Here is a 20,324-nt window from a genome sequence, read left to right on the forward strand (position 1 = left end):
GAATGCGGTACGGATTTACCACGGGGAGCTGTGCTGCGGCGGCTGCAAAGGCGGCAGCGTATATGCTTCTGACAGGAAGAGAAAAAGAGACGATTGTCATCAATACGCCAAAGGGCATTGTATTCCGGGCAGATCTGCTTGAGCGGCAGCGGGGGGAGAACTTTGCCAGCTGTGCGGTCAGGAAGGACGGCGGGGATGATCCAGACATTACCACGGGAGCACTGATCTGCGCCTGTGTGGCGTTTGCAGATGGAGCGGCCAGGATCTGTGTGGACGGCGGAGCCGGGGTGGGACGTGTGACAAAACTGGGGCTCGACCAGCCGGTGGGGAATGCAGCCATCAACCATGTTCCGCGGGAAATGATTGAAAAAGAAGTGCGGGAAATCTGCGAACTGACAGATTACAAGGGTGCATTGTCTGTCACGATTTCCGTGCCGGGCGGTGAAAAACTGGCAGAACAGACCTTCAATCCGAGACTTGGCATTGTGGGCGGCATCTCCATCATAGGAACCAGCGGGATCGTGGAGCCTATGAGCAGTCAGGCGCTCTTAGACACCATCCGGGTGGAGCTGAACCAGAAGCGGGCAGAAGGGCAGCACCTGATTGCCGTTTCCCCCGGAAACTATGGACTTGATTACATGAAAGCCACCTACGGTTACGATCTGGACCGCAGTGTGAAATGCAGCAACTTTATCGGCGCGACGATCGATATGGCGGTGGAGACAGGATTTGAGAAAATGCTTCTGACCGGACATATCGGTAAACTGGTGAAGGTCGCCGGCGGGATCATGAACACCCACTCAAAGGAGGGGGACTGCAGGATGGAACTGATGGCGGCGGCAGCGGTGAGGGCACAGACACCGATGGCAGCTGTCGAGGAAATTCTCGATTGTGTCACCTCGGAGGAGGCACTCCGGATCCTGCAGGAATGTGGAAAAAAAGAAGCGGTCATGAAGAATCTGATGAAAAAGATCCAGTGCTGTCTGAATCGGAGGGCAGGAGGAAATCTGCAGATCGAGACGATCCTGTATTCCAATGAGTTCGGAGAACTGGCCAGGAGTGCGGGGGCAGCAGATTTTTTGCGGGAACTGTTGTAAAGGAATAGTAAGGGAATAGTAAAGGAATATCTTAAATGCTGCGGGCAGACGTCGTATTCAATTATGGACATCTGCCGGGTCTTGAAAAGAAAGGGGCAGACACATGGTACATTTTGTAGGAGCAGGGCCGGGAGCGGTGGATCTGATCACGGTGCGGGGCAGTCAGTTACTGGAGCAGGCGGATGTGGTGATCTATGCAGGATCGCTGGTCAATCCTGAATTGCTGGAACTGTGCAGGGAGGACTGCAGGATTTACAACAGCGCGAAGCTGACGCTGGATGAAGTGATTGCGATCATCCGGGAGACGGAGGAACAAAGTCAGATGACGGTGCGTCTGCACACCGGAGAGCCGAGCATCTATGGTGCGGTGCGGGAACAGATGGATGCGCTGGATACACTGGGGATTGCCTATGAGAGCTGTCCGGGGGTAAGTGCCTGCTTTGGTGCGGCGGCATCCCTGAATCTGGAGTATACGCTTCCGGAGGTTTCCCAGTCATTGATCATCACCCGCATGGAGGGGAAGACGAAGGTTCCGAAGCTGGAGAGCATCGAGAGTTTTGCGGCTCATCAGGCATCCATGGCGGTGTATCTGAGCACCGGAATGCTGGGAGAACTGAGCAGACGGCTGATTCTGGGAGGATATGAGGAGCACACACCGGCGGCGCTGGTCTACAAGGCCACCTGGGAGGAAGAGGAGGCGTATGTCTGTGACCTTGTCACTCTGGAGGAGACTGCCCGAATACATGGAATCACGAAGACTGCGCTGGTGCTGGTGGGAGAGGTGATCGCACATCAGAACTATGAGAAATCAAGGCTGTATGCGCCGGATTTTGAGACGGAATTTCGGAAAAGGAAGAAACCGTTTTCAGAAGGATAAGAACGTATGAGGATTCGCGGAATCATTTTTCAGGAAGAGAAGGGAAGATATGGAAATTAGTGTAATCAGCTTTTCGGAAAAAGGAAATATGCTTGCGGAGGAGGTCTTTCGCGACTGGGAGCAGGGAACGGTCACAATCTGCTGCAAACACGGAGGCGGCGGACCGGAGAATATGAAGGTCTGGGCGAAAGAGCAGTTTGCCGCAAAGCGTGCACTGGTCTTTATCGGAGCCTGCGGAATCGCGGTGCGGACCATTGCACCCTTCATCGGGGACAAGCTGACGGACAGTCCCGTGCTCTGCATGGATGAGGCCGGACAGTTTGTGATCCCCCTTCTGTCTGGACATGTCGGCGGTGCCAACGAACTTGCCGGGCTGATCGCAGGGAAGACGGGGGCGGTCCCTGTCATCACCACGGCCACGGATGTGAACGAGACCTTTGCAGTGGATCTGTTCGCCAAAAAGAATCATCTGACCATACAGAACAAAGAGGGCATCGCAAAAATTTCGGCCAAGGTGCTGAAAAAAGAGATGGTGGATATCGTGATCTCTACGGATCTGACGCAGCTCTCCCACGGAATTCTCCGTCTCAAGCCAAAAGAATACATTATCGGAATCGGATGCAGAAGGGGCAAAGCGTATCAAAGTCTGGCAGCATTTATTGAAAAGTGGCTGGATGTACTGCAGCTGGACCGCTCGGATGTGCTCATGCTGGCATCGATCGATCTGAAGAAAGAGGAGCCGGGGCTTGTACGGTGGGCGGGCAGCAACCGGATTCCGTTCCAGACATATACCGCAGAGGAGCTGCAGGCAGTGCCCGGTGAATTTCTGGCTTCTGAATTTGTCAGGAAATGTACCGGCGCAGACAATGTGTGCGAACGGGCGGCTATGAGGGCGGCAGGACCGGATGGAGAAGTGGTGCTGCCCAAACAGGCGGAGGACGGCATGACAATTGCGGTGGTCCGGAAGAAATGGGAGCTTGATACAGAAAATCAGGAAGGAATCATAATTGATGAAGCATAAAATATTCGTAGTCGGGATGGGACCGGGGAAAGAAAACATGATGACCCCGCAGGCAATGGAAGTGTTGGAGGCAAGTGATACCATCATTGGATACCCGGTGTATCTGAATCTGCTGGGAGAGCATTTTCGGGAAAAAGAACTGCTTTCAACGCCAATGCGTCAGGAGGTGGAACGGTGCAGAATGTGTTTTGAAGAAGCCGGGAAGGGAAAGACCGTGTCCATGATCTGCAGCGGGGATGCCGGAATCTATGGGATGGCATCGCTGATGTACGAGATCGGACGGGAGTATCCGGAGGCAGAACTTCAGGTCATACCGGGAATCACGGCAGCAAACAGCGGCGCGGCCGTCCTCGGAGCACCGCTGAATCATGACTTCTGCGTGATCAGTTTAAGTGATCTGCTGACACCCTGGGAAAGAATCGAAAAGCGCCTGGCTGCCGCGGCCGACGGAGACTTTGCAATTGCAATTTACAATCCGTCCAGCCACAAGCGGGCAGATTATCTGAAACGTGCCTGTGACATTTTGCTGGATCATGGTGTGGAGGAAACGCGTGCCTGCGGCTATGTGGAAAACATCGGGCGGGAGGGCACAGCGTGTGAAGTGTGCACCATCCGGGAGCTCAGGGACCGGACCGTCAATATGTTTACCACCGTCTTTATCGGCAATTCACAGTCGGAGATCATAGACGGAAAACTGATTACAAAGAGAGGATACCAGGTATGAGCAGAATATTGATCTTTTCCGGGACGACGGAAGGCAGGAGACTCGCAGAACTGCTCTCTGCGAACCGGATAGAATGCGAGATTTCTGTGGCGACGGAGTACGGCGAATATGTGATGCCAAAGCTGGATCATGTGACCGTTCATACCGGGCGCATGGAGACCGGAGAGATGACGGAATTTATCCGAAACGGTGCATTTGATGCGGTAGTGGATGCGACCCATCCATTTGCAGCCGTGGTGTCGGAGCACATCCGGGAGAGCCTTGCGGGAACGGAGATCCCGTATCTGCGGCTGAAGCGGAGTACGACAGTCCTGCAGAAGGAAGAAAATGCGAAAGCATTGGAGCAGAAGACATTAAACTTACGAACATCGACGCAAGCCGGAAAGACAGAAAAATCAGGTGAAAACAACGGACAGGACAGGTATTATTTTGACACGGCGGCAGCGTGTGCCAAGGCCCTGGAGAGATGTGGCGGCAATATCCTGCTCACGACCGGGAGCAAGGATCTGGCAGCATATTGTGAGAATGAAGAATTGAAAAAGCGGCTGTATGTGCGCGTCCTTCCGGGGCAGGAGAGCATTGCCATCTGCGAGGCAAACAGGATTTGGGGAAAACAGATCATTGCCATGCAGGGACCCTTCGGCACAGAATTGAACCGGGCGTTGATCCGTCAATTTAAAATCCGTGCACTCGTGACCAAGGAAAGCGGTGCGGCAGGCGGATACGGCGAAAAACTTGCGGCGGCGGATGAGGAAAGGATTCCGGTGTATGTGATCGGAAACCCGGAAAAAGAAAAACCGGGCGATTCTTTTTCGGAGGTCTGTGGCCGGATATCAGAAATTACGGGAAAACGCATTCGAAACCAGCTCGCCCTTGTCGGAGTCGGAATGGGGACCCGGGATTTCCTCACCGTTGCGGCGGATCGGGAGATCCGTCGGGCCGATTATATCTTCGGCGCACCGAGACTGTTGGAAACGTTGGAGACATTGGAGACAGATGCTGTTTTAAAGCCATATTATCTCGCGCGGGATATCCTGCCTTGTCTGGACCGGCTGACCGGAAGAGGCGTGAACATCGTCGTGCTCTTCTCCGGGGACACCGGATTTTACAGCGGATGCCATAAATTATATGAAAATGTAAAAAACAGGGAAGACTGTAATACCGTGATTTTCCCGGGAATTTCCGCGATCTCCGGCATGGCGGCGGCCACCGGAGTGCCGTGGCAGGATGCCCGGATTCTGAGCATACATGGTCACGGAGAGGATGTGTTGTGGAAGGGACAGCTGCTGGATGCCGTGCGGCATACAGCCAGAACCTGGCTTTTGGTGTCCGGCGCTGGGGACGTGCGGCTCCTGGGAGAGATGCTGTCGGAGGCGGCCCTGGATTTTTGCCAGGTTATGACTGGTTTTCAGCTGTCCTACCCGGAACAGGAAATCCAGACGCTCACCCCTGCGGAATGTGCGAAGGTGGAGCGGGAAGGTCTGTACATCTGTCTGATTTTGAATCCCCAGGCAGAGAAAAGATTGGTGTGCCACGGAATGAAGGATGTATGCTTTGTCCGGGACAAAGTGCCAATGACAAAAGAGGAAATCCGTGAAATATCAATCTGCAGGCTGGGACTCCTGGAGGATTCCGTTGTGTATGACATCGGAAGCGGCACCGGCTCCATCGCCGTGGAAATTGCGGTAAAAAGCCCCGGAATCCAGGTCTATGCCATAGAAAAGAAACCACGGGCACTGGAGCTGATCCGGGAAAACAAGAGAAAATTTGCAGCCTTTAATATCGAAGTGACCGAGGGGGAGGCACCGGAAGCACTGGAACCGCTCCCTGCGGCAACCCACGCATTTATCGGCGGAAGTGGCGGGAAACTGGAAAAAATCCTGGATGCCCTGTATCTGAAAAATCCACAGATGAAGGTGGTGCTGAATGCGGTCAGTCTGGAAACTGTCCAGAAGATGGCTGAACTGAAAAAAGATCGCCGGATCTGCAATCTGGAGATCATCCAGGTGCAGGTGAATCGAGCAAAAGAAATCGGAAGTTATCAGTTGATGCAGGCGGAAAATCCGGTCTGTATCTGTTCCTTCCAGTTTCAGAAAGAAGTGTAAATGAGAACACCCAGAGTGATGATTGCCGCAGTAAAAAGCGGCAGTGGAAAAACGACAATTACATGTGCGCTGTTAAAACAGCTGCAAAAGAGAGGAAAAAATCTGCTGTCCTTCAAGTGTGGACCGGACTTTATCGACCCCATGTTCCACGAACAGATTCTTCAGATCCCTTCCAGAAATCTGGATTCCTATTTTTCATCGGAGGAGCAGGTAAGAGCGCTGTTTCTGCTGGATCAGAGTGGATCACAGATCTCGGTGGTGGAAGGCGTCATGGGCTTATACGACGGACTCGGCGGTATCCGGGAGGAGGGATCCACCTACCATCTTGCGGGGATTCTTCAGATACCCATTGTTCTGGTGGTGGATGCACATGGGATGGGAAGGTCTGTCATTGCGCTGCTTGCAGGTTTTCTGCAGTATGACAGGCGGCACCTGATCCATGGTGTGATATTGAACCGGACCAGCAAAATGTTCTGCGCTTCCATCGCCCCGGAGATTGAAAGAGAACTGGGGATTAAGGTGTATGGCTGTGTTCCCGGACAGAAGGAACTGAATCTGAAGAGCCGCCATCTGGGGCTTGTGATGCCGGAGGAGATAGAGACCGTGGAGAATACGCTGGCGCGTGCCGGAATGCTGATGGAAGAAAATGTGGATATCGATGGGATCCTGGCACTGGCAGAGTCTGCCGAAGAAATGGAAATGTCAGAGAGCCAGATCAACAAGAGCCTGTATGGAGAGCCGTGTGGAGATCAGAACTTAGAGTGCGAAACGAAGAAAATAAGGATTGCGATTGCAAGGGATGAGGCCTTTTGCTTTTATTATCGGGATAATCTGAAGATTTTAGAACATTTCGGTGCAGAACTGGTTCCATTTTCGCCATTGCATGACCGGAAACTTCCGGAGCATATCCGTGGCCTGATTCTGGGGGGCGGATATCCGGAGCTATACGGGGAGGAGCTTTCCGAAAATAAAGAGATGAGAGAGGCGGTTGCGGCTGCAATTCGCGGGGGCCTGCCATCTTTTGCGGAGTGCGGCGGATTTATGTATCTTCACGAGAATCTGACGGATGAGCATGCACAGACTTATCCGATGGTCGGTGTGATTCCGGCAGATGTCTCCTATGTGGGCAGACTGGTGCGCTTCGGCTATATGGAACTTGCAGAAAAAATTCCTATGTTTCTGCCGGAGCACACCGGGATTCGTGGACATGAGTTTCATTATTATGACAGCACTGCAAATGGAACCGATTGTCTGGCGAAAAAGCCGGTGACGGGCAGAGCGTGGGAATGCGTGCAGGAAGAACGAAATCATTTCTGGGGGTTCCCGCATCTGTACTACGCGTCGAATACCGCATTTGCAAAACATTTTATTGATGAATGTCTCCGCCGGCCTGCCCTTTGGGCGAACACGGGGAGCGCATTACATCTGAAGTAGGAGGGAAGAAAATGAGTGGAATATTGTATGGAATCGGTGTCGGCCCCGGAGATCCGGAGCTGCTCACGCTAAAGGCGGTCAGGACAATCCGCGCCTGCGATGTGGTGATTCTGCCGACCGAACCAAAAGAAGACTGTTATGCCTACCGAATCGTGAAAGATATCCTTCCTGAAATCGATGAGAAGGAAATCCTGTGCAGGCATTTCCCAATGATCCGGGATCCGGAGCAGCTTGCCCGGGCGCATGCGGCGATCTATGCGGATATCTCCGGGTGTCTCGAGAAAAATAAAAAGGCGGCGTTTCTGACAATCGGGGATCCGTCTCTTTATTCTACATTCAGCTACATTCACGAGAGAGCCGTGGAACACGGATTTCTGACGGAAGTGATTGCGGGCGTACCGTCAATCTGCGCCGCCGCGGCAAGGGCGGGGATTCCCCTGGGCGGTGCCAGGGATGAAATTCATATAATTCCGGGTGCCGGTGATGTCAGAAGGACACTGGCTTACCCGGGCACGAAAGTGTATATGAAATCTGGAAAACAGCTTCATGAAATAAAAAAGATATTGGAAGAGCAGCAGTCCATGCACGAGATCTGGGCAGTTTCAAACTGTGGGATGGCAGATGAAAAGGTGATGTGCGGGCTGCAGAGCATCGATGCAGACAGTGGGTATCTTACGATCATTATTGTGAAAGAAAATGATGTCAGGTCTTCATAGAAAACCCGATATGCAGCGTCAGCCCGTTTGCTGCAGGCAAACCTGATACGGGCTGATGTCAAGATGGGCTGGTGTCAAGAAGGAGGAAGAGAAATGAAAAATTCTTATCGTTTTTTTGAGAACAGGGACTGTCAGTATTATCCGTGCCACGAGGGGCTTGAGGATTTCAACTGTCTGTTCTGTTATTGCCCGCTGTACAGCAGGGAGCACTGTCCCGGTAGACCAGAGTATAAAGAGATCAACGGGCGGAGGGTGAAAATCTGTTCAAATTGTACGTTTCCGCATAAGCCGGAAAATTATGATGCGATTATTCAGTTTTTAAAGTAGAGGAAGTGATTCGGCGGATTCCTAAGTCCGCTGGCTCCATTGAAAAAATTAGCACGCAGTGCTTGACAGTTGCAGTCAATTTTTGTCTTACTTTAACAGATACGATAGATCCTGTAAATATTGGGTTCTATCGTATCTGTTGTTTTTGTGTGGGGATGTCTAATGGGGGCAAATGATGCGGGAATGCCAAGAAGCATAATCCTATTATTCAGCAGATGACCGATCCCAATGCCAATGTTTCTTCATGCTCTAGATCATGTACCGTGATCCTGTTTTTTGCGGGATCTACAATCCAATACTCACGCACACCAAAGCTTCTATATTTAAAAAGCTTGATCGAATAATCCATTCTGACAGATCCGGGCGACACTACCTCTATAATCAAATCTGGAGCTCCGTGACACCCATTTTCATCCAGCTTGTCTTTATCACATACTACCATCATATCCGGCTCTACATAATTATCGTTTTCATTCAGGTAAACAGCAAACGGCGTAATAATTGCTTTACATTTTCCGCTTTCCTTTTTCAAAAACATCCGAAACTCACCATATAGAAATCCCCAGCGGATATTACATACGGTATGTTAGCAGCTGGAAGCTGTCTTTTAACAGCTGTTGTTGACCAGCTCCACGAGAATTGTGAAAAATATTAATTAACAGCTATCCACCCCTCTTTTCCAAAGAACTCACTTGGTGATTCGGAATTGAAATTTGCCGGATAAAAACCATTTTTCAATTTGTCTGCACTGGCCATAGGGGCCATATACCATGTACCATTGTAATACATCATACTTGTGGTAGAATGGTTGGTACTATCATTCTTTCCAAAACGTGATGCATCTTCCGTATAATAATACACAATTGTCCCATCCCTCAGTACATATGGAGCAACCGTCAGTTCGCTGTTTGCATATTTCTGTAAGACTGACTTTATCTGCGTTTCCGTATAATCAGACTGCTTTTCATTCATGCTTTTTGCTAATTTCTCTATCTGATCTTCCGTCAATACATCCGAAACTTTCTCTTTTTTCAAATAATCCTCAGAATTATTGTTCTTAAAAAAGTTCTGCAAGAACGCCGTATTGTTCTTAGAATTATTTTTATCCTTTATATAAGACTCCCACGCATCCTTTAATGCATCCTGTAGATTTTTCAAAGCAGAACCTGTTCCTGTTAAATTTTCTTCCTCATCCCCCGGTTTTTTACCATCATCATGATAGGTACAACGAAACGAAACATTTCCAGCCTTAATACTGTTTTCTTCTGCATAGATTGTCCCGCCAGACTGACATTCAAACTCCTCAATCAAACCCATGTCCTTTAATTTCGCAATGACTTCCGCAGAATCACTATACTTTGTCCAATCAATGTCATCTGTCAATGTCGCCATTGCCGCTGCCCGGCGCATCGTATTACGCTCATTCAAACACACCGTTCTTCTGGCTTTTTCCAATCGATGTGTAAATATAGGAATGGATACCGCAACCAGTACTGCAATGATTGCCACAACAATCAGTAATTCAGCCAATGTAAATCCTCGATTACTCCTTCTCGTTTGTCTCTCTTTTCTATTCATATTCTTCTCACAATCCATTTTGACACAAAATTTTTAAGATATATACATTTTAACAGTTTTACCATATAATATCAACTTCTTAAGTTTTCCGCACACCACTTCAAAAAATTCAGACAAATTAGCACTCGGTGCTTGACAGTGCTAATAATACATGTTATATTACTTGTAGAACATATAAAAATAAATTCCACCAGAAGGAGGATTTGTACTATGAATATAAATAAATTTACACAAAAATCATTGCAGGCAGTACAGGACTGCGAGAAATACGCGATGGAATACGGCAATCAGGAGATCGAGCAGGAGCATCTGCTGTATGCACTGCTGCAGCAGGATGACAGCTTGATTCTGAAGCTGCTTGAGAAGATGAACATCCAAACGGATTATTTTGTGAACCGGGCAGAGCAGGCACTGGCGAAGCGCACGAAGGTGCAGGGCGGCCAGGCTTATGTGGGGCAGGACCTGAACAAGGTTCTGATCCATGCGGAGGACGAGGCAAAACAGATGGGGGACGAGTATGTCTCAGTAGAGCATCTGTTCCTTGCCATGATCAAGTACGCGAACCGTGAGGTGAAGGCAGTCTTCAAAGAATTTGGGGTGAAGCGGGACACATTCCTGAAGGAACTCTCCACCGTGCGTGGCAATCAGCGGGTGACCTCAGATAATCCGGAGGTGACTTATGATACATTGAATAAATACGGGCAGGATCTTGTGGAGAAGGCGAGAGATCAGAAGCTGGATCCCGTAATCGGTCGTGATGAGGAGATCCGCAACATTATCCGGATCCTTTCCAGAAAGACCAAGAACAATCCGGTGCTGATCGGTGAGCCGGGTGTCGGCAAGACGGCAGTCGTGGAAGGTCTCGCACAGCGTATTGTAAAAGGAGATGTGCCGGAGGGGCTGAAAGACAAAACCATCTTTTCTCTGGATATGGGTGCGCTGGTCGCCGGTGCAAAGTACCGCGGCGAGTTCGAGGAACGTTTGAAAGCGGTTCTGGAGGAAGTGAAAAACAGCGACGGAAGAATTCTCCTGTTTATCGATGAACTTCACCTGATCGTGGGCGCCGGAAAGACCGACGGCGCAATGGATGCGGGCAACATGCTGAAACCAATGCTTGCACGAGGCGAGCTTCACTGCATCGGTGCAACGACACTGGATGAATATAGACAATACATTGAAAAGGACGCAGCGTTGGAACGTCGTTTCCAGCCGGTTATGGTCAATGAGCCGACCGTTGAGGATGCGATTTCTATCTTACGTGGATTAAAAGAACGTTACGAGGTATTCCATGGCGTCAAAATTACAGACAGTGCCCTGGTTGCGGCAGCTGTGCTTTCCAATAGATATATCTCGGACCGTTTCCTTCCGGATAAGGCCATCGACCTGGTCGATGAAGCCTGTGCGCTGATCAAGACAGAGCTGGATTCCATGCCGACGGAGCTGGATGAACTGAACCGGAGGATCATGCAGCTGGAGATTGAGGAGACTGCGCTGAAGAAAGAGGATGACCGCCTGAGTAAGGAACGTCTGGAGAGACTGCAGTCTGAGCTGGCGGAGCTCCGGGAAGAATTTTCCGGCAAAAAGGCACAGTGGGACAATGAAAAACACAGTGTGGAGCGCGTGCAGAAGATTCGCGAGGAGATTGAGCAGACCAATCGTGAGATTGAGATGGCCAACCGCGAATATGATCTGAACAAGGCAGCAGAATTGCAATATGGGAAACTCCCGTCACTCCAGAAGCAGCTGGAGGATGAGGAGGAATTGGTGAAATCAAAGGATCTGTCCCTCGTACATGAGAGCGTTTCCGACGATGAAATCGCCAGAATTATCTCCCGCTGGACCGGCATTCCGGTTGCAAAGTTGAATGAGAGCGAGAGGAGCAAGACCCTGCATCTGGCGGAGGAGCTCCACAGACGTGTCATCGGGCAGGACGAGGGCGTCGAACTCGTGACAGAGGCTATCATCCGCTCCAAGGCGGGGATCAAAGATCCGACGAAACCGATCGGTTCGTTCCTGTTCTTAGGACCTACCGGCGTCGGCAAGACGGAACTCGCCAAGGCGCTGGCGGAAAGCCTGTTTGACGATGAGAGCAACATGGTGCGTATCGACATGAGTGAGTACATGGAGAAATACTCCGTGTCCAGACTGATCGGAGCACCTCCGGGATATGTGGGGTACGATGAAGGCGGACAGCTGACAGAAGCAGTCAGAAGAAAACCGTATTCAGTCGTACTGTTTGATGAGGTTGAAAAAGCACATCCGGATGTATTTAATGTATTGCTGCAGGTGCTGGATGACGGCCGTATCACAGATTCCCAGGGAAGAACCGTGGACTTTAAGAACACGATCCTGATCATGACCTCGAATATTGGCGCAAACTTTCTGCTGGAGGGTATCGAGGAGAACGGCACCATCGACGAGGAGAACCAGTCTATGGTGATGAATGAACTGCGGGCACATTTCAGACCGGAATTTTTGAACCGTCTGGATGAAATCATCATGTTCAAACCATTGACGAAAGACAATATTTATGCCATCATTGACTTATTGGTAAATGATATCAACAAACGACTGGTTGAGAAGGAGATTTCCGTGGAACTCACCGGAGCGGCGAAGCGTCTGATCGTGGATGGCGGTTACGACCCGATGTACGGAGCGAGACCACTCAAGCGATATCTCCAGAAGAATGTGGAGACACTGGCGGCGCGGCTGATCCTTGCGGGAGACGTGGCGAGTCAGGATGTAATCCTGATCGATGCAGTCGGAGAAAAACTAGAGGCAAGAGTCAAGGGTCAGTTGGCAAACTGTTAGTACATCGCAAACGAAATAGCTGCACAGAAATCTAGACAAGCTTAATGTGGTAGTTATTTAGGAAACGATGTACCAGGGAAAAGGGTTAGTGATGACACCGATTATCTTTCATATAGATGTAAATTCAGCGTACTTAAGCTGGACGGCAGCAGAGCAATTAAAGAACGGAGCAGAAGTTGATATTCGGACGATTCCCGCCATCATCGGCGGGGATCAGAAGTCCCGCCACGGCATTGTACTGGCGAAATCAATTCCTGCCAAAAGATTCGGCATTCGCACGGGGGAACCTGTCGCGAATGCCTTATTTAAGTGTTCGAATTTGCTGCTGGTGCCACCGGATCATCATCTGTACCATGAGCGGAGCAGAGAACTGATGGCTTATCTGCAGGAATTTACACCGGATATTGAACAGGTCAGTGTGGATGAGTGTTATATGGATTTTACCGGAATTGCACATCGCTTTCCGTCCCCAGTGGACGGGGCACTGCAGATCAAGGATGGGGTGAGGGAACGGTTTGGATTTACTGTGAATATCGGAATCTCTTCTGTAAAGCTCCTGGCGAAGATGGCGTCCGATTTTGAAAAACCGGATAAGGTGCACACGCTGTTTCCTGAGGAAATCAAGGAAAAGATGTGGCCGCTTCCCATGTCGGAGCTGTTCATGGCAGGGCGTTCCAGCGTGGAGACCTTAAAAAAGCTGGAGATCAACACCATCGGAGACCTGGCGAAGGCAGATCCCCGGATCGTGGAGCTGCATCTGAAAAGCCACGGGAGGATGCTGTGGGAGTTTGCCAACGGGATCGACCGGTCAAAGGTACAGGTGGACTCGGGTGAGGCGAAGGGAATTGGCAATTCCACCACACTGCGTGAGGACGTGACGGAGAGAGCGGGAGCCTGCGAGGTTCTGGGACGGCTTGCGGAGAGTGTGGGCAGAAGACTGCGTGCGGCAGGACAGAAGGCGAACATGGTCAGCGTGGAGGTGAAGTATCATACATTTCAGGGGGTGTCCCACCAGAGACAGCTGAAAAAAGCATCCAATGCGGATGCAGTTCTTTATCGGGAGGCCTGTGGTCTGTTCGATGAGCTGTGGGATGGGGAACCGATCCGGCTGCTGGGAATCCGCACCTCGAAGCTGGAGGAGGCAGATGCACCGGAGCAGCTGAGCCTGTTTGATCTGGTGGAGGAGAAGCCGCTGGATGAGCGGCAGAAAAAGATGAGTCTCGCCATGGACGAGCTGCGGGAGCGGTTCGGGGAGAGTGCGCTGAGGCGCGGGGTGCCTTCTTCGGAAAAGCATATCGACTGAAATAACTACCATATTAAGCTTGTCTATATTTCTGATAGCACCAGTCAAAAAGCCTCCGCGTAGCCCGCTGCGCCTGCGCTTTTTTGGCTGTCACTCTCGAAAATCTATCCTGCGCTTTCTGGGGAGTTATTTCGTTTACGATGTATGTATTAGTAAATATGGCGTTTTCCCTCTTTTTCAAGGGTAGACAGATGGCGTCTGCCGCGATGCTGTGCGGTACGCCGTTCTTCTCTGGCTCTCCGTCTTCGTACCCGTTCATTGTGGCGGGCGATCATCCGCGCCGGAGCCAGAAGCGTCCAGCAGACGATGCGCACGACATAGATACCGGTGAAGATACCGATGCTGTCGATGCAGACGTCGCGGATGCTGGGGCCGCGGCCGTCCACAAAGGACTGGTGGTACTCGTCTCCGCAGGCGAAGCCGACACAGATGAAACCGGCCAGAAGCAGGAGCCAGATTCCGCGGACTCCATATACATACAGCGGAAAAGACACAGCGATGGCGAGCAGAAAATACTCGGTCATATGTGCGGCTTTTCGCACGTAATATTCAATGTTTGTTGCAACTTCTTCTATTTCCCAGTCTTCATATCCTTTGTCCAGGACCTGATTTCCAATCTGAACGATCTGAACACTGATTTCATAACTTAAATTGCCGGAGTCTGTACCTGATTGGGCAGAAAAGCTGTAGATGGCATACATCATGATGAGTGCAGGAAGAAAGGAAAGCGGCTTGAGAAAAAACAAAATAACTCGATTCATAAATTTAATACTCCTCATATACATTGAGCAGGTTGACATACAACATTGTGCGAATATAACATTTTTATGAAAAAAAGTAAAGTTTTTTGCGGGAAGTTCATAAAGATTTCATATCCGGGATGTCCAGATTATTTTGCAAGAAGTACGCAAATGTGATATTCTAGAAAGGTGTCAGGAAGAGGCCCGCTGCAGGCGGGAGTAAGCTTAGTGTTTGATGACAGGCAGAGAATGGAGGAGAGTTACGATGAAATTAAATCAATTGTTAGAACGCATAGATTATAAGGTAGAACAGGGGAGCGACGAGATAGAGATTACAACACTGATCAACGATTCCCGCAGAGTGGAAGAGGGTTCTGTGTTCGTGTGCATCAGCGGTGCTGTCGTGGATGGACATAAATTCGTGAATGAGGTGGTAGAGAAGGGTGCGAAGGCACTGATCGTCGAGCAGGATGTGGCGGAACCTGAGGGTGTGACTGTCATTCGGGTGGAGGACACCAGATATGCACTGGCGCTGACCTCTGCGGCATACTTTGGATATCCGGCGGAAAAGCTGAAGGTGATCGGGATCACCGGAACGAAGGGAAAGACCACGACCACCTACATGATCAAATCCATTTTGGAGGATGTAGGCCACAAGGTAGGACTGATCGGGACCATCGAGGCCATTATCGGAGACGAAAAAATTCCGGCGGCCAACACCACACCGGAGTCCTACACGATCCATCAGTATTTTGCAAGGATGGTCGATGCGGGCTGTGACAGCGTGGTAATGGAGGTATCCTCCCAGGGACTGATGCTGCACAGAACGGCAGGGATTCCATTTGAGATCGGAATCTTCACCAATCTGGGACATGATCACATCGGGCCGAATGAGCACGCAGATTTTGAGGACTACAAGCGCTGCAAGGGAATGCTGTTCAAGCAGTGTAAGCTGGGGATCGCCAATGTGGACGATCCGTATTATGCAGACGTATTCCGTGATGCAGTCTGCAGAGTGGAGACCTTCGGGTTTGACGAGAAAGCCGATCTGCGCGCGACGAATACGCATCTGGTCTCAAGACCGGGATACCTGGGAGTGGCATATCACGTGTCGGGACTGATGGATTTCGATGTGGAGATTGATGTGCCGGGAACCTTCAGTGTCTACAATTCGCTGACGGCGATCGCTGTCTGCCATGAATTTGAAGTGCCGGTGGAGAATATCCAGAAAGCGCTGAAGGTGGCGAAGGTGAAGGGACGCATCGAGATGGTTAAGGTGTCCGACGAGTTCACACTGATGATTGATTACGCACACAACGCCATGAGTCTGGAGAGTCTTCTGACCACGTTGAAGGAGTACAAACCGGCGCGTCTGGTCTGCCTGTTCGGATGTGGCGGAAACCGTTCAAAGGATCGCCGTTACGAGATGGGAGAGGTTTCCGGAAGACTGGCGGATCTCACCATTATCACATCGGACAATCCGAGAAATGAAGAACCACAGGCAATCATCGACGATATCAAGACTGGAATCAGCAGAACGGATGGCAGCTATGTGGAAATCTGTGACCGCAAGGAGGCAATCCGATATGCCATCGAGCACGGGCAGACCGGAGATGTTATCGTTCTCGCAGGAAAGGGACATGAGGACTATCAGGAAATCTGCGGTGTCAAGCATCATATGGATGAGAGGGAGCTGATTGCAGAAGTTCTGAAAGAATGGAAACACTAAGAAATAAGAGGAATATGCATGTACGCAAATATCATTATCGATATTACCCATGAAAAACTTGATAAAATATTCCAATACAGCATCCCCTCGGATTTAGAGGGGATGCTTAAAGTTGGTACCGAGGTTGTGGTGCCATTTGGACGTGCAAACAGGGAGACGAAGGGGTATCTGGTCGGATTTGCGGAAACCTGCGATTATGATCCGGCGAAGGTGAAGCAGGTGCTTCGCGTGGCGGAGAAAAGTGTTGCGATCGAGGCGAAGCTGGTCGCTCTGGCGGTGTGGATGAAGGATCACTATGGCGGAACCATGATTCAGGCGCTCAAGACGGTACTTCCCATCAAAAAAGAAGAGAACGTCAGAGTCCGGCGGAGGGTGTGCCTTTTGCTGGATGAAAAACAGGGAAAAGAAAAGCTGGATTTTTATCTGGAGAAGAACCAGAGGGCGCGGGCAAGACTTCTCGCTGCGCTGCTGGACACGCCGGTCCTGGATTATGAACTGGTCACAAAAAAACTGAGCATCACACGCTCTGTGATCCGTGCATTGGAGGAACAGGGGGTGCTGGCACTGGAGTCGGAGCAGGTTTACCGCAATCCGATCAAGAACCGGACAAAGGAGGCACGGACGCTGATTCACACGGAGGAACAGCGCCGGGCCATTGATTGCTTCTGGGCAGACTACAGCCGGGGAATCCGAAGGACCTATCTGATTCATGGCGTGACGGGGAGTGGAAAGACAGAGGTTTATATTGAACTCATTGACCGTGTGATCCGGGAGGGGCGCCAGGCTATCGTGCTGATTCCGGAGATCGCGCTGACTTATCAGACTGTGATGCGGTTTTACAAGTGCTTCGGGGACCGGGTATCCATCATGAATTCCCGGTTGTCCCAGGGGGAGCGGTATGACCAGATGATGCGGGCCAAGAACGGGGACATCGATGTGATGATCGGTCCCCGCTCTGCGCTGTTTACACCATTTCCGAAGCTGGGGCTGATTGTGATCGACGAGGAGCACGAGACGACCTATAAGAGCGAGCAGGTGCCGCGCTACCATGCCAGAGAAGTCGCGGTGGCGCGGGGAGAGATGGAGGATGCCAGTGTGATACTGGGATCGGCCACGCCCTCCCTGGAGGCGACTTACCGTGTCAGCACTGGGGAATATGTCCGGCTGGAACTGCAGAACCGTGCGACCAGCCAGGAACTTCCGCAGGTCTATGTGGTGGATCTGCGGGAGGAGTTAAAGAACGGGAACCGATCGATCATCAGTAACCGTCTGCATGAGCTGATTGAGGATCGTCTGCAGAAGAAAGAGCAGACCATGCTTTTTATCAATCGCAGGGGCTGGGCAGGATTCGTGTCCTGCAGAGAGTGCGGTTATGTGGTGAAGTGTCCGCATTGTGATGTGTCGCTCTCCACCCACCGGGGGGGAAGGATGGTGTGTCACTACTGTGGATATGAACAGCCGCGTCTGACAACGTGCCCGGAATGCGGATCCGGACATATCGGCGAGTTCCGGGCAGGAACGCAGCAGATTGAGACGTTCCTGCAGAAAGAATTTCCGGATGCGCGCATTCTGCGCATGGATATGGACACAACGAAGGACAAGGACGGTCACGAGCGGATTTTATCTGCCTTTGCCAATGAGGAGGCGGATATTCTGGTGGGAACACAGATGATCGTCAAGGGGCATGATTTTCCGAATGTGACGCTGGTCGGTGCACTTGCGGCGGACATGTCGCTCTACGCGGACGACTACCGCGCAGGGGAGCGGACATTTCAGCTGCTGACCCAGGCAGTGGGGCGTGCAGGCCGGGGCAAAAAAAAGGGCGAGGCAGTCATCCAGACCTACAGCCCGGAGCACTACAGCATCGTGACGGCCGCAAGCCAGGATTACGAGGCATTTTACCGTGAGGAGATTGCCTACCGTGATCTTATGGGGTATCCGCCGGTGGAAAATCTGCTTGCAGTTCTGGTGAGCTGCGAACATGAGGAGTTGTTGGATAAGGCCAGTCATTATCTGCGGGAATACGCGCTGCGTGTCGGACGGAGTGAACGGCTTACGATCATCGGTCCGGCAAGTCCCGGCGTAGGGAAAATAAATGACGTCTACCGCAAGGTTATTTATCTAAAAGAAGAAAAATATGATACACTAATAGAGATGAAAAATAAGCTGGAGCAATATATAGAAGTAAACTCCGGGTTTAATAAGGTCAGGGTACAGTTTGACTTTAATCCGATGAACATTTTCTGACGGTTTTTACCGTCTGCGAGATGGGATTTTATGATGATTTGTACGAAGGATGGGCCCGCCGCAGGCGGGAGGAAGCAAACGCGGGATCTAAAACATAAAAGGAGAAAAATTATGGCAATCAGAGAAATACGCGAAATCGGAGATGAGATTCTTACAAAACAATGCAAAGTGGTGCCGAAGATGACACTGCGCACGAAGGTTCTGATCGAGGACATGCTGGATACGATGTACAATGAGATGGGGGTTGGGCTGGCTGCACCGCAGGTGGGCGTCCTTAAACAGATCGTGGTGATCGATGTTGGCGGAGGTCCGATTGTGCTGATCAATCCGGTCATCACGGAGGAGGACGGAGAACAGACCGGAGACGAGGGATGCCTGAGCGTTCCGGGAAAAGCGGGACTGGTCACCAGGCCGAATCATGTGAAAGTAAAAGCACTTAATGAAAATATGGAGGAAATCGAGCTGGAGGGAGAAGGACTTCTCGCCAGAGCGTTCTGTCATGAGATTGACCACCTCTCCGGAAAGCTGTATGTGGATCTGGTGGAGGGCGAACTCCATGAAGTGAAGTATGACGAAGACGAGGAAGAGGAGGAAGTGGAATAGATGAGAATCATATTTATGGGAACCCCTGATTTTTCGGTGGGGACGCTGGAAGCGCTGATTGCAGCAGGGCATGACGTGTGTCTGGCAGTTACACAGCCGGATAAACCGAAGGGACGTGGAAGGGAAATGCAGTTTCCACCGGTGAAAGAGGCGGCACTGACGCATGACATTCCGGTGTTTCAGCCAAAGCGCATCCGTGAGCCGGAGTGCGTGGAGGTTCTGAAAGAATATCAGGCAGATATCATGGTAGTCATCGCATTTGGACAGATTCTTCCAAAAGAGATTCTTGAGATGACACCTTTTGGATGCGTGAATGTTCACGCATCACTTCTGCCGAAGTACCGCGGGGCGGCACCGATCCAGTGGGCGATCATCAACGGTGAGACCGAAACCGGAGTGACCACCATGCAGATGGATGAAGGGCTGGACACCGGGGATATGATTCTGAAGACGGTGGTGGAGATCACGCCGGAGGATACCGGCGAGAGTCTGCATGACAAGCTGGCCCGGGCCGGTGCCACACTCTGTGTCAGAACGCTGGAGGAGATTGAAAATCATACAGCCGTGTTCACACCACAGGGGGAGACGACTACAGAATATGCGCGTATGCTCACAAAAGATATGGGCAGCATTGACTGGACGAGGCCTGCCGCAGAGACGGCACGCCTTGTGCGCGGTCTCAATTCCTGGCCCAGCGCGTATACTGTGTGGAATGAAAAGACAATGAAAATCTGGTGCGCCGAGGCTGTTCAGGGTGAGAGCGGAGAAGCACCGGGCACAATTGTGGAAGTGCGCAGGCAGGAGTTTGCGGTTCAGACGGGTGCCGGGCAGCTGCTCGTCCGTGAGGTGCAGATCCCGGGAAAAAAGAGAATGGATGCAGGAGCGTTCCTGCGGGGATATCATATCGAACCGGGTGCTGTACTGAAGCATACCAGCTAGTACAGCGTCCTCGAAATAACTAGACCGAATTACTTGCGGTACGCTGTACTAGAATACCAGTCGGACAGGAATT

At 51.1% G+C, this 20,324-nt stretch carries 17 protein-coding genes; 14 read left to right on the forward strand and 3 right to left on the reverse strand.

Annotated features, from left to right (window positions below; all coding sequences use genetic code 11):
• Positions 1 to 2 precede the first annotated feature (2 nt).
• From cbiD to BUB85_RS04615, 8 genes are all read left to right on the forward strand, one after another.
• Positions 3 to 1,097: a cobalt-precorrin-5B (C(1))-methyltransferase CbiD gene (gene cbiD / locus BUB85_RS04580; protein ID WP_073106006.1), complete on the forward strand. Its 1,095-nt coding sequence runs from the start codon at positions 3 to 5 to the stop codon at positions 1,095 to 1,097.
• Positions 1,098 to 1,200: 103 nt separating this feature from the next.
• Positions 1,201 to 1,974: a precorrin-4 C(11)-methyltransferase gene (cobM, locus tag BUB85_RS04585; protein ID WP_073106009.1), complete on the forward strand. Its 774-nt coding sequence runs from the start codon at positions 1,201 to 1,203 to the stop codon at positions 1,972 to 1,974.
• Between the two features lie 49 nt (positions 1,975 to 2,023).
• The gene (locus tag BUB85_RS04590) at positions 2,024 to 2,995 is read left to right on the forward strand and encodes a cobalt-precorrin 5A hydrolase (RefSeq protein ID WP_073106012.1); all 972 of its coding nucleotides are present in this window, start codon (positions 2,024 to 2,026) and stop codon (positions 2,993 to 2,995) included.
• The gene (gene cobJ, locus BUB85_RS04595) at positions 2,985 to 3,719 is read left to right on the forward strand and encodes a precorrin-3B C(17)-methyltransferase (RefSeq protein WP_073106015.1); all 735 of its coding nucleotides are present in this window, start codon (positions 2,985 to 2,987) and stop codon (positions 3,717 to 3,719) included. Before BUB85_RS04590 ends, cobJ begins: the two co-directional genes overlap by 11 nt.
• A complete protein-coding gene (locus tag BUB85_RS04600; RefSeq protein WP_073106018.1) occupies positions 3,716 to 5,824 on the forward strand; it encodes a bifunctional cobalt-precorrin-7 (C(5))-methyltransferase/cobalt-precorrin-6B (C(15))-methyltransferase in 2,109 nt (702 codons plus the stop codon). The genes cobJ and BUB85_RS04600 overlap by 4 nt, the downstream gene beginning before the upstream one ends.
• Positions 5,825 to 7,258, forward strand: a complete 1,434-nt coding sequence (locus tag BUB85_RS04605) for a cobyrinate a,c-diamide synthase (RefSeq protein WP_073106021.1) — start codon at positions 5,825 to 5,827, stop codon at positions 7,256 to 7,258.
• Positions 7,259 to 7,269: 11 nt separating this feature from the next.
• Positions 7,270 to 7,974 carry a precorrin-2 C(20)-methyltransferase gene (gene cobI, locus BUB85_RS04610; protein WP_073106026.1) on the forward strand — a complete coding sequence of 235 codons (705 nt, stop codon included), beginning with the start codon at positions 7,270 to 7,272 and terminating at the stop codon, positions 7,972 to 7,974.
• Positions 7,975 to 8,067: 93 nt separating this feature from the next.
• On the forward strand, positions 8,068 to 8,301 hold the full coding sequence (locus tag BUB85_RS04615; RefSeq protein ID WP_073106029.1) for a cysteine-rich small domain-containing protein: 234 nt from the start codon (positions 8,068 to 8,070) through the stop codon (positions 8,299 to 8,301).
• A gap of 208 nt (positions 8,302 to 8,509) precedes the next feature.
• On the opposite strand, the gene BUB85_RS04620 is transcribed toward BUB85_RS04615, so the two are convergent.
• Together BUB85_RS04620 and BUB85_RS04625 are read right to left on the reverse strand one after the other, a co-directional pair.
• Entirely contained in the window at positions 8,510 to 8,839 is a 330-nt protein-coding gene (locus tag BUB85_RS04620) for a Uma2 family endonuclease (RefSeq protein ID WP_084533914.1), read from the reverse strand.
• A 113-nt stretch (positions 8,840 to 8,952) separates the two neighbouring features.
• Positions 8,953 to 9,879, reverse strand: a complete 927-nt coding sequence (locus BUB85_RS04625; protein ID WP_073106032.1) for a type II secretion system protein — start codon at positions 9,877 to 9,879, stop codon at positions 8,953 to 8,955.
• A gap of 210 nt (positions 9,880 to 10,089) precedes the next feature.
• Between BUB85_RS04625 and clpB the strand changes: the two genes are divergently transcribed.
• A complete protein-coding gene (gene clpB, locus BUB85_RS04630; RefSeq protein WP_073106035.1) occupies positions 10,090 to 12,690 on the forward strand; it encodes an ATP-dependent chaperone ClpB in 2,601 nt (866 codons plus the stop codon).
• A gap of 91 nt (positions 12,691 to 12,781) precedes the next feature.
• On the forward strand, positions 12,782 to 13,993 hold the full coding sequence (locus BUB85_RS04635; protein ID WP_073106214.1) for a Y-family DNA polymerase: 1,212 nt from the start codon (positions 12,782 to 12,784) through the stop codon (positions 13,991 to 13,993).
• A gap of 149 nt (positions 13,994 to 14,142) precedes the next feature.
• Here BUB85_RS04635 and BUB85_RS04640 read toward each other — a convergent pair whose 3' ends face one another.
• On the reverse strand, positions 14,143 to 14,754 hold the full coding sequence (locus BUB85_RS04640) for a VanZ family protein (protein ID WP_073106038.1): 612 nt from the start codon (positions 14,752 to 14,754) through the stop codon (positions 14,143 to 14,145).
• A 244-nt stretch (positions 14,755 to 14,998) separates the two neighbouring features.
• Here BUB85_RS04640 and BUB85_RS04645 point away from each other — a divergent pair, with 244 nt between their 5' ends.
• From BUB85_RS04645 to fmt, 4 genes are all read left to right on the forward strand, one after another.
• Entirely contained in the window at positions 14,999 to 16,462 is a 1,464-nt protein-coding gene (locus BUB85_RS04645; protein WP_073106040.1) for a UDP-N-acetylmuramoyl-L-alanyl-D-glutamate--2,6-diaminopimelate ligase, read from the forward strand.
• Positions 16,463 to 16,480: 18 nt separating this feature from the next.
• Complete coding sequence (gene priA, locus BUB85_RS04650; protein ID WP_073106042.1) at positions 16,481 to 18,709, forward strand: replication restart helicase PriA; 2,229 nt, start codon at positions 16,481 to 16,483, stop codon at positions 18,707 to 18,709.
• 111 nt (positions 18,710 to 18,820) lie between these two features.
• Positions 18,821 to 19,312, forward strand: a complete 492-nt coding sequence (def, locus tag BUB85_RS04655; protein WP_073106044.1) for a peptide deformylase — start codon at positions 18,821 to 18,823, stop codon at positions 19,310 to 19,312.
• Entirely contained in the window at positions 19,313 to 20,251 is a 939-nt protein-coding gene (fmt, locus tag BUB85_RS04660) for a methionyl-tRNA formyltransferase (protein ID WP_073106046.1), read from the forward strand. It abuts the gene before it with no gap.
• The last annotated feature ends 73 nt before the right edge of the window (positions 20,252 to 20,324 follow it).

This window comes from Hespellia stercorisuis DSM 15480 (genome assembly GCF_900142165.1).
Classification (GTDB): Bacteria; Bacillota; Clostridia; order Lachnospirales; family Lachnospiraceae; genus Hespellia; species Hespellia stercorisuis.

Excerpts from the sequence above, each read along its gene's own strand:
- cbiD (WP_073106006.1), top strand. The coding sequence starts at position 3 with ATGCGGTACGGATTTACCACGGGGAGCTGTGCTGCGGCGGCTGCAAAG.
- cobM (WP_073106009.1), top strand. The coding sequence starts at position 1,201 with ATGGTACATTTTGTAGGAGCAGGGCCGGGAGCGGTGGATCTGATCACG.
- BUB85_RS04590 (WP_073106012.1), top strand. The coding sequence starts at position 2,024 with ATGGAAATTAGTGTAATCAGCTTTTCGGAAAAAGGAAATATGCTTGCG.
- cobJ (WP_073106015.1), top strand. The coding sequence starts at position 2,985 with ATGAAGCATAAAATATTCGTAGTCGGGATGGGACCGGGGAAAGAAAAC.
- BUB85_RS04600 (WP_073106018.1), top strand. The coding sequence starts at position 3,716 with ATGAGCAGAATATTGATCTTTTCCGGGACGACGGAAGGCAGGAGACTC.
- BUB85_RS04605 (WP_073106021.1), top strand. The coding sequence starts at position 5,825 with ATGAGAACACCCAGAGTGATGATTGCCGCAGTAAAAAGCGGCAGTGGA.
- cobI (WP_073106026.1), top strand. The coding sequence starts at position 7,270 with ATGAGTGGAATATTGTATGGAATCGGTGTCGGCCCCGGAGATCCGGAG.
- BUB85_RS04615 (WP_073106029.1), top strand. The coding sequence starts at position 8,068 with ATGAAAAATTCTTATCGTTTTTTTGAGAACAGGGACTGTCAGTATTAT.
- BUB85_RS04620 (WP_084533914.1), bottom strand. The coding sequence starts at position 8,839 with ATGTTTTTGAAAAAGGAAAGCGGAAAATGTAAAGCAATTATTACGCCG.
- BUB85_RS04625 (WP_073106032.1), bottom strand. The coding sequence starts at position 9,879 with ATGAATAGAAAAGAGAGACAAACGAGAAGGAGTAATCGAGGATTTACA.
- clpB (WP_073106035.1), top strand. The coding sequence starts at position 10,090 with ATGAATATAAATAAATTTACACAAAAATCATTGCAGGCAGTACAGGAC.
- BUB85_RS04635 (WP_073106214.1), top strand. The coding sequence starts at position 12,782 with ATGACACCGATTATCTTTCATATAGATGTAAATTCAGCGTACTTAAGC.
- BUB85_RS04640 (WP_073106038.1), bottom strand. The coding sequence starts at position 14,754 with ATGAATCGAGTTATTTTGTTTTTTCTCAAGCCGCTTTCCTTTCTTCCT.
- BUB85_RS04645 (WP_073106040.1), top strand. The coding sequence starts at position 14,999 with ATGAAATTAAATCAATTGTTAGAACGCATAGATTATAAGGTAGAACAG.
- priA (WP_073106042.1), top strand. The coding sequence starts at position 16,481 with ATGTACGCAAATATCATTATCGATATTACCCATGAAAAACTTGATAAA.
- def (WP_073106044.1), top strand. The coding sequence starts at position 18,821 with ATGGCAATCAGAGAAATACGCGAAATCGGAGATGAGATTCTTACAAAA.
- fmt (WP_073106046.1), top strand. The coding sequence starts at position 19,313 with ATGAGAATCATATTTATGGGAACCCCTGATTTTTCGGTGGGGACGCTG.